The sequence below is a fragment of the Cedecea colo genome (assembly GCF_011808225.1).
GTDB classification, from domain to species: Bacteria; Pseudomonadota; Gammaproteobacteria; order Enterobacterales; family Enterobacteriaceae; genus Dryocola; species Dryocola colo.
This window is the reverse complement of record NZ_SOYS01000003.1, coordinates 1-14545: the sequence shown is the minus strand read 5'-3', so window position 1 is coordinate 14545 and position 14545 is coordinate 1. Positions and strand designations below refer to the sequence as shown.

14 protein-coding genes, 1 tRNA gene and 2 pseudogenes are annotated in these 14545 nt (G+C 49.4%); 6 read left to right on the top strand and 11 right to left on the bottom strand.

The window, feature by feature from the left end; translation table 11 throughout:
- Positions 1-42: 42 nt before the first annotated feature.
- From cutA to E2L00_RS08345, 3 genes are read left to right on the top strand one after another with little or no spacing between them, the layout of a single operon-like run.
- Positions 43-366, top strand: a complete 324-nt coding sequence (cutA, locus tag E2L00_RS08355) for a divalent cation tolerance protein CutA (RefSeq protein ID WP_167609746.1) — start codon at positions 43-45, stop codon at positions 364-366.
- Positions 342-2081: a protein-disulfide reductase DsbD gene (locus tag E2L00_RS08350; protein WP_167609743.1), complete on the top strand. Its 1740-nt coding sequence runs from the start codon at positions 342-344 to the stop codon at positions 2079-2081. The genes cutA and E2L00_RS08350 overlap by 25 nt, the downstream gene beginning before the upstream one ends.
- A gap of 46 nt (positions 2082-2127) precedes the next feature.
- On the top strand, positions 2128-2703 hold the full coding sequence (locus E2L00_RS08345) for a transcriptional regulator (RefSeq protein ID WP_167609740.1): 576 nt from the start codon (positions 2128-2130) through the stop codon (positions 2701-2703).
- Here E2L00_RS08345 and E2L00_RS08340 read toward each other — a convergent pair.
- From E2L00_RS08340 to E2L00_RS08295, 10 genes and pseudogenes are all read right to left on the bottom strand, one after another.
- Positions 2700-3302 carry a LysE family transporter gene (locus E2L00_RS08340; RefSeq protein ID WP_167609738.1) on the bottom strand — a complete coding sequence of 201 codons (603 nt, stop codon included), beginning with the start codon at positions 3300-3302 and terminating at the stop codon, positions 2700-2702. The genes E2L00_RS08345 and E2L00_RS08340 overlap by 4 nt on opposite strands.
- Before the next feature lie 48 nt (positions 3303-3350).
- Positions 3351-4190, bottom strand: coding sequence for an AraC family transcriptional regulator (locus E2L00_RS08335; RefSeq protein ID WP_167609735.1), 840 nt, complete (start codon positions 4188-4190; stop codon positions 3351-3353).
- A gap of 287 nt (positions 4191-4477) precedes the next feature.
- Positions 4478-5271 (bottom strand): annotated as a pseudogene (locus E2L00_RS08330) (IS256 family transposase).
- 131 nt (positions 5272-5402) lie between these two features.
- Positions 5403-5780 (bottom strand): hypothetical protein, encoded by a 378-nt coding sequence (locus E2L00_RS08325; protein ID WP_338031909.1) that lies wholly within the window; start codon positions 5778-5780, stop codon positions 5403-5405.
- 20 nt (positions 5781-5800) lie between these two features.
- Complete coding sequence (locus E2L00_RS08320) at positions 5801-6619, bottom strand: hypothetical protein (protein ID WP_167609714.1); 819 nt, start codon at positions 6617-6619, stop codon at positions 5801-5803.
- Between the two features lie 83 nt (positions 6620-6702).
- A pseudogene (locus E2L00_RS08315) lies at positions 6703-7089 on the bottom strand (transposase); the annotation flags it as partial.
- Positions 7090-7220: 131 nt separating this feature from the next.
- Positions 7221-7622, bottom strand: coding sequence for a hypothetical protein (locus E2L00_RS08310; protein WP_167609729.1), 402 nt, complete (start codon positions 7620-7622; stop codon positions 7221-7223).
- Between the two features lies 1 nt (position 7623).
- The gene (locus E2L00_RS08305; RefSeq protein ID WP_167609726.1) at positions 7624-8808 is read right to left on the bottom strand and encodes a hypothetical protein; all 1185 of its coding nucleotides are present in this window, start codon (positions 8806-8808) and stop codon (positions 7624-7626) included.
- Positions 8809-8810: 2 nt separating this feature from the next.
- Positions 8811-9341, bottom strand: coding sequence for a PAAR domain-containing protein (locus E2L00_RS08300; RefSeq protein ID WP_167609723.1), 531 nt, complete (start codon positions 9339-9341; stop codon positions 8811-8813).
- Between the two features lie 9 nt (positions 9342-9350).
- Entirely contained in the window at positions 9351-9875 is a 525-nt protein-coding gene (locus E2L00_RS08295; RefSeq protein ID WP_236127710.1) for a PAAR domain-containing protein, read from the bottom strand.
- 327 nt (positions 9876-10202) lie between these two features.
- Here E2L00_RS08295 and E2L00_RS08290 point away from each other — a divergent pair.
- From E2L00_RS08290 to E2L00_RS08280, 3 genes are all read left to right on the top strand, one after another.
- A tRNA-Phe gene (locus E2L00_RS08290) sits at positions 10203-10278 on the top strand.
- A gap of 649 nt (positions 10279-10927) precedes the next feature.
- A complete protein-coding gene (locus E2L00_RS08285) occupies positions 10928-12952 on the top strand; it encodes a lipase family protein (protein WP_167609720.1) in 2025 nt (674 codons plus the stop codon).
- A complete protein-coding gene (locus E2L00_RS08280; protein WP_201279359.1) occupies positions 12936-13706 on the top strand; it encodes a hypothetical protein in 771 nt (256 codons plus the stop codon). Before E2L00_RS08285 ends, E2L00_RS08280 begins: the two co-directional genes overlap by 17 nt.
- 560 nt (positions 13707-14266) lie before the next feature.
- On the opposite strand, the gene E2L00_RS08275 is transcribed toward E2L00_RS08280, so the two are convergent.
- On the bottom strand, positions 14267-14545 hold a 279-nt coding region (locus E2L00_RS08275), incomplete at its 5' end, for an IS3 family transposase (protein ID WP_167609717.1).

Genomic DNA, 14545 nt, shown 5'->3' with positions numbered 1-14545 from the left:
TGCTATAGTCTTCCGCTGTTTCCCCCGCAGACGAGAAAAGCTATGTCGACTACTCAGGCCGTTGTCATTCTTTGCACCGCCCCGGACGAGGCCACCGCTCAGGAGCTTGCCGCCCTCGCGCTGGCAGAAAAACTCGCCGCCTGCGTCACCCTGTTGCCGGGCGCGACCTCGCTCTACTACTGGGAAGGAAAAATGGAGCAGGAGTACGAGGTGCAGATGCTGCTTAAAAGCGATATCGCCCACCAGGAAGCGCTGCTGGCCTGCCTGAAAACGCATCATCCATATCAAACCCCTGAATTACTGGTGCTACCGGTTACCCACGGAGATAGTGAATACCTCTCATGGCTTTACGCATCCTTACGCTAATTTTTCTATTCTTCAGCACGCAAACTTTTGCAGGTCTGTTCGACGGCCAGGGCAAAACGCAGTTTGTCCCTGTCGATCGGGCGTTTGCTTTTGATTTCCAGCAGTCTGACAGCCAGCTCAACCTGAACTGGCAGATTAAGCCCGGCTACTATCTTTACCGCCAGCAAATCAAACTCAACCCGGCACAGGCCGAACTGGCACCGCTGAATCTGCCGCAAGGGGCCCTACACGAGGATGAGTTCTACGGCAAAACCGAGGTTTACACCAACAGCCTGAATTTGCCGATAACGGTTAACTCCGCGGACAAAGGCGCGACGGTCAGCGTGACGTATCAGGGCTGCGCCGAGGCGGGTTTCTGTTATCCGCCGGAAACGCGCGTTGTGCCACTGAGCGTGGTTTCCCCTCATTCTAACTCTCTCCCCGAAGGGGCGAGAAAACAAATAGACTCTTCAACTTCTCTCTCCTCCTCCGGGGCGAGAGGTGCAGAAGATGCTAATGCCAGCCAGCTTCCCTTTTCTGCGCTCTGGGCATTCCTGATTGGTATCGGCATCGCCTTCACGCCTTGCGTATTGCCGATGTATCCGCTGATCTCCGGCATTGTGCTGGGCGGTAAACAGCGTTTATCCACCGCGCGCGCTCTGCTGCTGACATTTATCTATGTCCAGGGGATGGCGCTCACCTATACCGCTCTGGGGCTTGTGGTTGCTGCGGCCGGATTACAATTTCAGGCCGCGCTGCAACACCCGTATGTGCTGATCGGGCTGTCAGCGCTGTTTGTCCTGCTCGCAGCCTCTATGTTCGGCCTGTTCACGTTGCAGCTGCCTTCTGCGCTACAAACGCGCCTCACCCTGCTAAGCAATCGCCAGCAGGGCGGTTCGGCTGGCGGCGTCTTTGCCATGGGCGCGCTGGCGGGGCTGATTTGCTCGCCCTGCACTACCGCCCCGCTTAGCGCCATCCTGCTGTATATCGCGCAAAGCGGGAACATGTGGCTCGGCGGCGGCACGCTGTATCTTTACGCGCTGGGCATGGGCCTGCCGCTGATGCTTATCACCGTCTTCGGCAACCGTCTGCTGCCCAAAAGCGGCCCGTGGATGGAAATAGTTAAAACCGCGTTCGGCTTCGTGATCCTCGCCCTGCCTGTATTCCTGCTTGAACGTATATTGGGAGATGTCTGGGGAATGCGCCTGTGGGCGTTGCTGGGCGTCGCATTCTTTGGTTGGGCGTTTATCACCAGCCTGCAAGCCAGTAAATCCTGGATGCGCGTCGCACAGATCATCCTGCTGGGCGCCGCGCTTGTGTGTGCAAAGCCGCTGCAAGATTGGGCTTTCGGCACCGCCGTAAGCGCCAGCCAGCCGCACCTGGATTTTACGCGTATTACCAGCGTCGGGCAGCTTGACCAGGCGCTCAGCGCTGCGAAAGGTAAACCGGTAATGCTCGATCTCTATGCTGACTGGTGCGTAGCCTGTAAAGAGTTCGAAAAATACACTTTCAGCGATTCACAGGTACAAAAGCAGCTCTCAGGTACGGTATTGTTGCAGGCGGACGTTACCGCCAACAACGCGGAAGACGTGGCGCTGTTAAAAAAACTGAACGTGTTAGGCCTGCCGACGATTCTGTTCTTTGATGCCGAAGGAGATGAGCAACCCACGGCACGCGTCACCGGCTTTATGAACGCCAGCGATTTTGGCACGCATTTGCGCAATCAGGCGCAGTAAACAACACTAATGTGGGTTAACCCGTTGAATGACGGAGGAGAAAACCGTGCAACGCGAAGACGTACTCGAACACGCCCTGCACGTCCTTGAACGTGAGGGCATGGCCAACGCTACCCTTGAGATGGTAGCGCATGAAGCAGACTACCCGCTCCAGCAGCTCCAGCAATTCTGGCCAGACAGTGAAGCCCTGCGCTATGACGCTCTGCGCTATCTGAGCCAGCAGGTCGATGCCTGGCGCCGCCAGCTCATGCTCAGCGAGGAGTTATCCCTTGAGCAAAAACTCCTGAAACGCTATCAGGCGCTGACAGAGTGTGTCAGTAATCAGCGCTATCCCGGCTGCTTGTTTATCGCCGCCTGCACGTTTTATCCGGACGCCTCGCATCCCATTCATCAACTGGCGGACCAGCAGAAAAAAGCGGCCTGGGAATACACTCACGAACTGCTCACGCAACTTGAAGTGGACGATCCAGCCATGGTTGCTCATCAAATGGAACTGGTATTAGAAGGCTGTCTGAGCAAGCTGCTGGTGAAACACAGCCAGGCTGATATCGATACTGCTCGCCGTCTGGCAGAGGATATTTTGCGCTTCGCCCAGTGCCGCCAGGGCGGTGCGTTAACCTAACCGAACATGCCCGCCCATGCGGAAATAAACAGGCACAGCGCCATTAACCGCTGAAAACGCACCATCGCCACGGTGGTGCGAAACAGCCTGTTTATCGCCTTTCCAAGCCACGCCCAGCACATCAGGCACGCAGTGGAAATAAGCAAAAACCACAGCGTCATCAGCATGATTTCCCGCATCGCATGTTCGCCTACAGGCGCAAACAGGCTCACAACAGCCAGCGCCATCATCCATGTCTTCGGGTTTATCATCTGTAAAGCTGCCGCCGCACGCGCGGTGAAACGCGTATGCGCTTGGGTGGATAAATTTGCCGCTGGCGCGCTGAACAATTGCCAGCTCATCCAGCTCAGCCACAGCATCCCCGCCAGGCTCATCACCTGCCGCACCAGTGGATACTGGCGTAACAACTCGCCCGCACCGGCTCCGGATACCAGCACAATAGCGCTCGCCGCCACGCAGGCACCGAACAGCGCGGGCAGCGTCGCTTTCACGCCGTAATGCTGGCTATTAGCCAGAATCAGGATATTGGTCGGCCCTGGGGTGATTGATGCGACAAACGCAAAAAGTAAAAACGGTGCGGATGGATAAAATTGGCTCACGGTTCAGAAACTCCCGAATTGGTCTGAACCCTGACTTTCGCTTACGGGCTATGGCAAGTCTGGAAGGTTTGTGCACAATCTGCGGTAATGAGCCGGCGTTAGCTGATATGCGCGCTGGAACCAGCGTCCTAAATGGCTCTGATCGGCAAATCCCAACGCAGCCGCAACGTTTGCAGGCGAATCCCCTTTAGCCAGCAGCGCCCTCGCGCGCGCAAGACGCAGTTGGATAAGCCAGGCGTGGGGCGCCATATGAAATTCTTTTTTAAAACAGCGGGAAAGCGTAAACCTATCCGTTGCCGTTTCGCGTGCCAGATCCGACAAACCGATATTTTCACCGATATGGGCGTGGAGATAATCCCGGGCCCGGTTGGCAATTGCCGTACTCTGTACCCGCGAAGACAGACGCTTTCTCCACTGACAATGCTCTGTAAGCTGGCCTAAAAGATTATCCATCGTGTTTTGCTGTACTATGCGCATTTCTTCGCTGTGCAGAGCGTGAAACGTGCCGGAAATAGCACGAACAAGCTGCGGCTCACGTGCAATAGTACGGGAAAAATGCAGCGAGTAGCTGGAGGAGACGTTTTCATACAGCCCCTGGAGAGTACGGATCAACCATTGCTCTTCAAGATAGAAGGTCAGATAAGTGAATCCTCCCGCAACCGGAGCATCGCCATCATGAATCTCGCCTGGCTCAAGCAGAAAAACGTCTCCTGGCGTACTGTGATGCCTTTCGCGACGGCAGTGAAACTGCTGCGTGCCCGCAAGCGTAATGCCAACCAGATAACTATCATGCCAGTGGGGATCGTACGCATGCCCTTCAAAGTGGGCCCGGATTGTCTCAATGCCCGTATCGCCATGCTGGTGTAGTTCCAGCCAGTCTTCTGCCATATCACCTCCTGCATTCAGCCTGCCAGCATGCACAGCGCTCAATAAAATTTCTGGAAGATTTGTGCAATATCACTTCAAAAAAGGCCTGTTGCGGGTCAGATTGACGTAAGCTTAAGCGATTGAACAGTTTTTCCTGAAACATTATTGGCGCCTAAAGTGGATTTGACCCTATATATCCAGACGCCTTTTCTCTCTTACGGTTGCGATAACTTTCTGCGTATATATTTCCGTGGTGAGCGATATCCCAGGGTGGAGCCTGTCCATAATTCTGTGTAACTGCCACCGTATTAAAGGTGCTCGCTCAGGCGGTCATCGAACCCGATAATAAAGCGACTCATCGCCAGCCGCCAGTTGTGGATCGGCATACTCCATTTTTTGACGCGTTCTTGATCGCCAGATAAATGACCTTCCGCACCGGGTCGTCCACCGGGAACACTTTGCGCTTCTTGATAGCCGCACGGATCTTCGTTTTCGGCCAGCCACATACCCGGCAACGCTTTCTGGCCTTCAGTATTAATGCCGGGTGCGAGGAACACCGCTTTGTTTATCACGCTACCATTTTGACGAACTTTCACCACGATACGGTCAAGGTAAACAATGGGATACAACGTATCCAGAGATCGGTTTTGCCTCTCAGCGACCAGCTCTTTAACCGCATCGGTGACTTCAGATATCAGCGTGGTGACACATCCGCGTCGTATATTTCTTTGAACGTGGCGACGATTTCGCGTGTGGTCATGCCTTTGGCGTACAGGGACAAAATCTGGCTGTCCATCTGCGTGATACGAGTCTGGTTTTTCTTAATGAGCTGGGGCTTAAAGGTGTTTTCGCGGTCACGTGGTGTGTTCAGTTCGATTTCACCGTCATCGCACAGCAGCGTTCTGGGTGAATAGCCGTTGCGGGTATTCGAGCCTGATTTTGGGGCATTTTTCTCGTGCCCGAGGCGATCTGTCAGTTCAGCATTCAGCGCAGTTTCAACGGTTAGCTTCGTTAGCATGCGGGAAAACGCATTAAGGTCGGCTTCGGTTTTAAGGCCTTTAGCCAGTTCTGCCGCAGGGCCCCTAAGTTTCTTTTCGTCCATAATTTGCCTGTCTCCGTTACTGGAGTGAACATAGCAAAAACAGGCAATTACACAATTTTAATTACTGTCTCATGAGACCGCTTCTTAAGCGGCTTCACATGCCCTTGATATCACATGCCAATCAAACAATTTTAAGAAGGCCCTTCTGAGTCTTTGATTGTAATAGTATAGGTTTTATCGAATTCTCCGCCTGTCGCGACATTAGTGCCAAACAATCCGCCAGATACTCGTACGGTGGCGATCCCCGGCTTTACTGGTACTCCCTGAATCCTGACGCAATTATGAGCAGGAGAATCATTACAATACCTTAAAGTTAATCCTGTGTCGGATGGGGTTATTTCACCTACAAATCTTTCTTTCCCATTAGAATCTAAAGATGATACAGCGCCACCACTTATATTTATTTCACTGGTATATAACGTTCCGACTTTTGCATCATTAAGAGAATTATCATATGGAGTAACATCAGCATGTAAAGTACACGCTGATAATAAAGATGAAATATACACAATGTAAATTCTTTTCATAGCTATTTTAATGGCTTAAAAACCATCCCCCCAAACAATCTATTGATAAAAAACTGCAAATCTTTTCTCTGTTTTACCCAGTTAGCTGAACTCCCCCAAGAAAATAATTTCAAATTAACATATCCATTATCATCTTGTGTTACAGAACCATCCCACACAACCCAGTGCGTAGGTAATGTTGTGTTATTTTTACTACCTTCAAGCAGTCCGTCATTTATTAATGTAACGACTTTATAGCCTTGCTCTACATATTTATTTAAATCCCGAATTCCCTGGACACCTGCCTGAGTGATTCCTACATTGCTAAAGACTATTTCATAACCGGCTTTTTCAAACCATTCCGATAGTGTGTGCCACATGGTGACACCCGCGACAGGGGAATCAAGGGTATCAAAGCTCAGAACAGTATTCTCTGAATCCCTTAGCCCAGCCAGCGTCATCCAGTCAAGTCCTAATATCCTTGGCTGCCCTTCACTTGTATAAAACATACCTGAAGGATGTTTACACCCTTTATCTGGGGAGATTGTCAGTCCACCTATTTTAGTCTTTCCATACCGCCATAGTTCCCAAGCGGCTTGTGCATATACATCAGGACGATCCATTTGAATACAGTAAAAAAAAGCAGCAGGGCCACATACACTGGCACTAGCCTGAAATGGAAAAGACCGGTGATAAAATCGCTTATTTATATCAGATTCAATTTTATTTTTTTCAAACGGATCCTGTGATGTTCCTATAGGGTACTCTTTCGCAATAAATAGACGTTCTGGTATGGTGATTTGTATTAGTTTTGTTTCGCCCCCCTGACTTTCAGGCTTCATTGTGCCTTTTGATTCAAAATAACAGGGGTTTTCTCACGCTTCACCGGAGACCAGGCTTTGCCTGATGCAAATTCTTCCAGCGTGTACATTTTAGTAAACGGTACAGGCGTCACACAGTATGTGGTCATGCCTTTGGCGTACAGGGACAAAATCTGGCTGTCCATCTGCGTGATACGAGTCTGGTTTTTCTTAATGAGCTGGGGCTTAAAGGTGTTTTCGCGGTCACGTGGTGTGTTCAGTTCGATTTCACCGTCATCGCACAGCAGCGTTCTGGGTGAATAGCCGTTGCGGGTATTCGAGCCTGATTTTGGGGCATGTTTCTCGTGTCCGAGGCGATCTGTCAGTTCAGCATTCAGCGCAGTTTCAACGGTTAGCTTCGTTAGCATGCGGGAAAATGCATTAAGGTCGGCCTCGGTTTTAAGGCCTTTAGCCAGTTCTGCCGCAGGGGCCCTAAGTTTCTTTTCGTCCATAATTTGCCTGTCTCCGTTACTGGAGTGAACATAGCAAAAACAGGCAATTACACAATTTTAATTACTGTCTCATGAGACCGCTTCTTAATCGGCTTCACATGCCCTTGATGTCACATGCCAATCAAACAATTTTAAGAAGGCCCTTCTGAGTCTTTGATTGTAATAGTATAGGTTTTATCGAACTCGCTAGACTTTTGAAACATTGCCACATTGAAAAAACCCGAAACTCTAACTTTAATTAATCCTGCTTTAGTAGGCACTCCTTTAACTTGAAGGCAATTATTATCATATTTATCATTGTCACAGCGAGTCAAATATAAACCCATATCACTTGGTGAGATATTACCTAATAGTTCCCTATCACCATGAGAGTTGGTCAACGTAGCAACACTCCCACCCAAAATATTTATCTGTGCATAGTAAGATTTACCCATCAATCCATCGTTAAGTTCTTTCTTTTCTGGCGAAAACTCAGCATGTAATGTACATCCTGAAAGGATTAACAAACAAAAAACAGTTAACAATTTCTTCATGCTATTTTAATGGTTTAAAAACCATCCCTCCAAAAAACCTAGAAACAAAGAACGAAATATCTTTCTTATGCTTTATTTGGTCATAAACGTTACCCCATGAGAATAAATTCAAATGCATATATCCGTTGGAATCCTGTGTCGCAGGACTATCCCAAACAACCCAATGTGTTGGTACTGTTAGATTCGAATCACTTCTACCTAGAAGTCCGTCATTAATTAATGTAACGACTTTATATCCATTTTTTGCATACTCATTTAGATCTCGAATTCCTTGAATACCAGCCTGAACAGGGCCGACATTACTGAATACTTTTTCATAACCAGCTTTTTCGAACCACTCCGTCAGCGTTTGCCACATAGTGATCCCCGCAACTGGAGAATCAAGAGTATCAAAACTTAAAACAGTATTCTCCGAATCTCTAAGTCCAGCCAATGTCATCCAGTCAAGCCCTAATATCCTTGGTCTACCATCGTTTGTATAAAAAACACCTGAAGGATGCTTACATCCTTCTCCAGGCAAAATCGTCAATGCACCTATTTTGGTCTTTCCATATCGCCAAAGTTCCCTTGCAGCCTGTGCATATACATCAGGGCGATCCATTTGGACACAGTAAAAAAATGCGGCAGGCCCACAAGTACTTGCCGCATTTTGATCTGGAAAAGCATCGGGATAATGATTATATCTTTTATTTATTTGTTGTTCTATTATACTTTTTTCAAAAGGATCCAGAGGATTACCAACTGGATATTCTTTCGCAATAAATGGACGCTCCGGCACAGTGATTTGTATTAGTTTTGTTTCGCCCCCCCGGCTTTCAGGCTTCATTGTACCTTTTGACTCAAAATAACAGGGGTTCTCACGTTTTACCGGAGACCAGGCTTTACCTGATGCAAATTCTTCCAGCGTGTACATTTTAGTAAACGGTACAGGCGTCACACAGTGTATGTGCAACATGGTGTTACGGTAAAGTTTGACTTCCATAATATAAATAGTGGAGAGAGACTCATTTATATTTCCGGTCATGTGACTTTGCGTTTCGTAATTACTCTGAAAAGGATGTTGCTTCACATCAATCAGGGTATATTTATTTCTTTCGGAATCCATGCGGTAAATACACAAATCGTACAACAAATAATCAGCCGGAACATTGGAATTTATACGGGTACTGAGATGATACACAGCCATAATTAATCCATTAATATATGCAGGTTAATATTTTCAGCAGATTCAGCAAAATGCCATTCTGTCATCCCCTCGTTATCCGTGCTCCCTGTTTCTGTATGACCATCCGGGAACATCAGAACATACTGACAAGCGATCATCAGCCTGCCATCATCATCAGCACACTGAAAACGAAGCGTGTTACGTGAAGAAGATTGCTGTGCAGGTTGGCTCTGCGCACTGACAATTTTGGCCGTTAACGGATTTCCCGCGGCAATGACATAATTCGTTCCGTCGGCACATCCGCACCGTACTGGTGAACCATAGACAACCACCGCTCTCTCCTGTGGATTGGTCTGCCGGGGATCACCTGAAACAATGACACCGGGCTTACCACATCTCGGGCAGGGCGAAGTTTTATCTCCCACATAGAGCTTTCGCCTTCCGTTTACTGACCAGCCCTGACTCCCGGCATAACAGACTGCACCTGTAGATGTTTTATCACCATCCAGCCCGGAGTTTTTGCCATGTACACCGCTCCATCTGTTGTCTGACATACCTTTTCCTCAGTCCGTAAGGATATGCAGACTGATATCGTCTGCCGATTCGGCATAATGCCATCCGGTAACCCCGTGCTCATCGGTAACGCCAGCTTCAGAACGTCCGTCCGGGAACATCAGGGTGTAACGACAGCCAGCCATTAGCTGGTCATCATCACCGGCACACTGAAAGCGAATACAGTTCCGGGCGCTGGAATCCTGTGCCTGCGGCACTGGGACAGACGAGTGACTGGTATTGCGGGAGGTCAGAGAGCCAGTACCTGTGCTGGTAAACTGCGTGGCTGAACCGTAAACATAGTGATCGGGGCAACGGCACAGCACTCTGTCACCTGTGGCAGCATAGGCTTTGCCTTCTTCTGCCCAGTCCTGTGCGGAGGCCAGGATTTCAAAATATCCGTTGCATTTGCTGCATGATGCCTTGTCGCCAGTGCGGGCTATTGCTTTATTCCCCTCAAACCAGGTCGCAGTGGCGGAAATGATTTCTCCATAACTCGTTTTGTCGCCAAGGCAGGCCAGTGCTCTTACCATCATTAATCCCTCAATAAAAAGTAAAGTTTGACTATACCCATCCATTTATCGCGGTAATTGTCTTTTAATTAACCAGCAAAAACAAGCCATCGGCCATCTACACTTCATTGATAAACCCTAAGACTTTCAGTTATCAAACCAAACGCCAGAAATCATATGAAAGTCTTTCAACAGAACCCAAATCTTTACTGTGGTAGAGCTCTGGTAGAAGCATAAAGACTGATATTTGAGCAATGTTATTACCTTTTGCTGAAAAAACACGCACCTAAACGATTAAATGAAGATTTTCCATTGACGAGACCAAGGTAATCCAGTTTAATGCGCCCCGTTGCCCGGATAGCTCAGTCGGTAGAGCAGGGGATTGAAAATCCCCGTGTCCTTGGTTCGATTCCGAGTCCGGGCACCACTATTTAGAGAAACCAGCTTAACGGCTGGTTTTTTTGCTTTCTTGGGTTCCGGTAGATTTCTGGTCGTTTTGACCGCTGATGTCGCTGCTTTACCTCTTCCATCCAGCCTAAACATTTCCTCTAAGTGGCAACCATCCCCTCTGGTCGCGGTGGTCTTGTCTGTCAGACTTCAAATCCTCAATAGACACTATTTCCACATGAGCACCTGGCTAACGGATTCATTACTGCACGGATACATCCGGTCTTTGTCCGGTCTGAAGTAAAACGCATACCACCTGCGTTGGACCCTCCTCACTCCCCCCTACATCAAACCGAACATTTTTCACTCTGATTGATTTAGCTTTAGCCAACTTTTGGGTATTATGCCTACTATATCAATATGATCCATGGGGGATTATGGTCAGAATACTGGTAATACCGAGAGACAGGCTCTCAATCGGAGATAGAACGTTCTGCAAAACGGGGCTTACCGTAAATCCCTAAATGACCTGCAACCTCCAGCCCATTGCATATTAAGATAACAGTGAATATTTTGGTTAAATTACGCCCCGCGCAAGGTGGGAATCAATTTAACAAATTGAATTAAAAGGATTTAACCGCAAAATGGACGCAACAGACAACACGACAGTGACCTGCCTGAGTCACAAAATGAAGTACAAAGAAGTCGCCTGCGGTAAGCAGCGGATGTACTGGCTGGAGCTGCAGTTCGTGGATGAGAACAACAACCCAGTTTCCGGTCTCAACGTGCAGCTGGAGTATCATCCGCTGGCAACGGCGGCAGAGCTGGCTCTGTGGGCCAGAGGCGGACACACTCAGTTTGACCCCACACCGCCGCCGAACCCGCCCGCCGGTGTCACTGACAGTCAGGGTCTGGTACGGTTTGATGATCTGTACTGGATAGCGGTAGATGTGAAAACAGACGGCCAACAACTGGCCGACGAAATGGAGCAGCGCCCGCTAGGCATCAGCCGTAACCCTAACAGCCAGCCGGTGAGTAATAATCTTTTCCGGCCAGAAACCCGTGATCCCATATGGCGCTCAGACGTGCAGGGGAAAGCTGAAGCCGCCGGTTACCGCCATCACTATGTGACCATCGGGGAGCTGTGTGACCGGTTGCCGGAGATGCCGGGATGGACTGAGACTGATCCTCCAATGTTTCATTTTCCGACCGGAAAGGAGATGAAAGGGACGAAAATCGCGCGGGACGCGCTGGAGCAGCGCCATGTGATAGAAATCTGTCCGTTCCGGGCGTGGGTGCTGTCGTTACACGACACGAAAGATTATGACCTCGCCAATGGGCTGAACCTCGGCATCATGGCCGACCTTGTGTATGCCGCAGAGTCTAATAACCCGACTATCGATTATTTTTTCCGGCGGAAGTGTCAGGATTTGTCCTGTATCCCGCAGTTTGCCGAGTATCCGTCGTGGTTCCACACGCTGGCGGTGGATGTGCCGTTCCGCGAGCGCTATCTGCCTCCGGTCTACCTGAACACCGGGGAGGGGCCGACGGGAGAAGGTGATACCCGCCTGTTTACGGTGGAATGTGCTGCACATGTGCTGGTCGCCTGGTGCGGTACCGATAGCCTGCTGAATATCCTGACCGATTTGTCTTTTGCCCCTAAGCGCTGTCTGCCGGAGCTGGCCGTAACGGGAAATGTTCACGGTGGTTTTCTGGACGCCTATCAACTGGCGAAACGGAAATTCGGGGATAAGTTTGATCTTCGGGCTATCAGGACATCTTTAGACAAAGGAAAATCATTATTTATTTGTGGTCACAGTCTGGGTGGTGCTCTAGCGCTGCTTTATGCCGCTGAAATGAAGGATTACCAGCCAGTTCTGTACACCTACGGGATGCCGCGAACTTTCACCCGCTCGGCGATAGCCTCTCTGGGGAATATCAAACACTACCGGCACGTTAACGACAATGACACTATCACGCAGATCCCGCCGGATGCCGATCTCGATAATGAATTTTACAGAACGTGGGGACCTCTGGGCGACAAACTGGGATTTGACTGGTCATTGACCACGGCAGCCGGACTCAGCGTGGCCGTGCGGGACCTGACGTACCAGTCAACAGGGCTTGCAGAGAAAAAAGAACCGTACTGGCATCACGGCAGCACAGTGATATTTTTCCGGGCGCAGCAGTGCGCGATGCGGGCCACCAGTCCGTACCAGAAAAGCCTGGTCGACGGGCAGGCCTACTCCCGGCATTTTGTGGCCACTAAGTTGTATGTGGTGCCGTCCCTGAATGAGGAATGCCTGAAATCCACCGGTGAACATCAGGCCTCGTTTATCCAGTGTCTGAACCCGGCCAGCCTGGCAAAAACCTTTCCGCAGAACACTAACCCGGATCTGAACGGCATCGGAACAGATCCCCGCAGCCACTCGATGGCGCACCGCTACCTGCCCTATATTCACAATCAGTTGCTGGAACTGGCCGATCCGACCCGCAATATGAACCGGAAAGAGATGCGGGTCATGTTCCGGGAAGAGGTTGAGAAAAGCGCAGCCTACAGTAACCCGGATGAGGTTGAACGTAACCGTGAGTTTCTGGCGTTGCAGGACATGCTGCCAGTGGCTCTGAGGCGGACACAGGCCGAAGAAACAGGAAAAAATGCCCTGCTGCGTTTTGCGGCGGTAACGGAGGAAGAAGTTGAACTCTCTCAGTAAAACCGCCGTCATTGCATGCGCTTTGACGCTACTTTTCGGGTGTGATAACCGTCCGGATAAGACTCTTTCTCCCCCGGCAGATGCAAAGTGGGTGGATGTTACTTTCCGGGTTCCGGAAGGGATTACGCTGCAGCCCGCTGAGCTGCTGTATCGTTCGGCGCAGTGTAAGTCAGTCCGCTATAACTCCAGCAATGAGCCGCATGATATTCCGGGCTATAACGATGTTAAACGACCGTTCGATGTGTCGGATAGCAGCAATGTCCGTCATCTGCGCGTCACAGTGGACGGTGGCGGCCCGTGTCAGTGGCAGCTGAACTCGCTGCTGGTAAGTTTCAGGATTGCGGATGATGTTCCCTTGGTGAAGGGGAAAAAGGTTATCGATACCAGTTATATATTCGATTTCGGAGACTATGGTCTCAGTGATGGCTATGGGACTGGGCGGGCTAAAGTGTCCAGCGGAGAGATAATTGAACTAAAAACAGACTTTTTCCCAATGGTTGTTCACCACATTGATAATCAAGTGGATCTGTCTCTTTTCGGTGGTAATACAGGATATGAGCAGTGGCGGAGGAGATATAAAACACTGGATGTAGAAAACATCAATATTGAGCCGAAAATACACCTCAGCAAAGTAGTTGTGTTAACTCCACCAGCTATTCGCCCTGGAAATATAACTGCGACTTACCCAAATGGTTTCAGTGAAGATATCACTCATATCTACCCAGATTATGACAAGTTGCTGTCGATGAAATAATGATGTATTCGTCGATCCGTAAAGGATCTCCTTGAGATCCTTTTTTTGGCGCGTAATTTCTTGCTCCGTAAACGAAAATATCGCCTAGCAAGGTAGTTTGATTGAAGGTTAAGCCAGCTTGCAAGGCTGCTTAACCAAGTAACTGTATTGTGCGAGACGAGTCACCAAAACTGTTCTTTCAGGGTAGCCGTAGTCCGGCCACTCACTTCACGAATTCTCACACATTTCAGTCACTAGTAGCATTTTACCACACCTTTCCGGGTTGGACTCAAGTGAACAGTTACCGGAATCAGTACTACCCACGATCTTCCATCGCAAATAAGCAGGTTGAAGTATTTCAGCAGCCTCCCACGTAACCAACAACTTGAAAATATCTATCTGTCAGCGCTTGATGGCAAAAGCACCAGTGATATTTTGCTTAAAAATCAAAAATATCCAGTAACCATTCTTATCCGTAGAAACCGGTAGAGAGCAGAGTTTGCCCGGTAACTGTAACCTTTCTGAAGTCTTCCCGCCATTTCCCCGCATCTTACCCCGACGTTTGAATCGCCACGGATAATCTAGACACTTCTGAGCCGTTGATAATATTGATTTTCATATTCCGTCGGTGGCATCTGATCACTCGAACCGTGCCGACGCTTGCTGTTATAAAACATTTCGATGTAATCAAAAATATCACTACGGGCTTCTTCCCGTGTTCCGTAGATCTTTTTCTTTATCCGTTCACGCTTCAGTAGCTGGAAAAAACTTTCTGCAACTGCGTTGTCATGGCAGTTACCACGACGGCTCATACTGCCCTCCAGTCCATGTGATTTCAGGAACGACTGCCACTCGTGGCT

Bases quoted from the DNA above. Each gene is read 5' to 3' on its own strand.
- cutA (WP_167609746.1), top strand. From the start codon at position 43: ATGTCGACTACTCAGGCCGTTGTCATTCTTTGCACCGCCCCGGACGAG.
- E2L00_RS08350 (WP_167609743.1), top strand. From the start codon at position 342: ATGGCTTTACGCATCCTTACGCTAATTTTTCTATTCTTCAGCACGCAA.
- E2L00_RS08335 (WP_167609735.1), bottom strand. From the start codon at position 4,190: ATGGCAGAAGACTGGCTGGAACTACACCAGCATGGCGATACGGGCATT.
- E2L00_RS08320 (WP_167609714.1), bottom strand. From the start codon at position 6,619: ATGAAGCCTGAAAGTCAGGGGGGCGAAACAAAACTAATACAAATCACC.
- E2L00_RS08310 (WP_167609729.1), bottom strand. From the start codon at position 7,622: ATGAAGAAATTGTTAACTGTTTTTTGTTTGTTAATCCTTTCAGGATGT.
- E2L00_RS08305 (WP_167609726.1), bottom strand. From the start codon at position 8,808: ATGGCTGTGTATCATCTCAGTACCCGTATAAATTCCAATGTTCCGGCT.
- E2L00_RS08300 (WP_167609723.1), bottom strand. From the start codon at position 9,341: ATGTCAGACAACAGATGGAGCGGTGTACATGGCAAAAACTCCGGGCTG.
- E2L00_RS08295 (WP_236127710.1), bottom strand. From the start codon at position 9,875: ATGATGGTAAGAGCACTGGCCTGCCTTGGCGACAAAACGAGTTATGGA.
- E2L00_RS08285 (WP_167609720.1), top strand. From the start codon at position 10,928: ATGAAGTACAAAGAAGTCGCCTGCGGTAAGCAGCGGATGTACTGGCTG.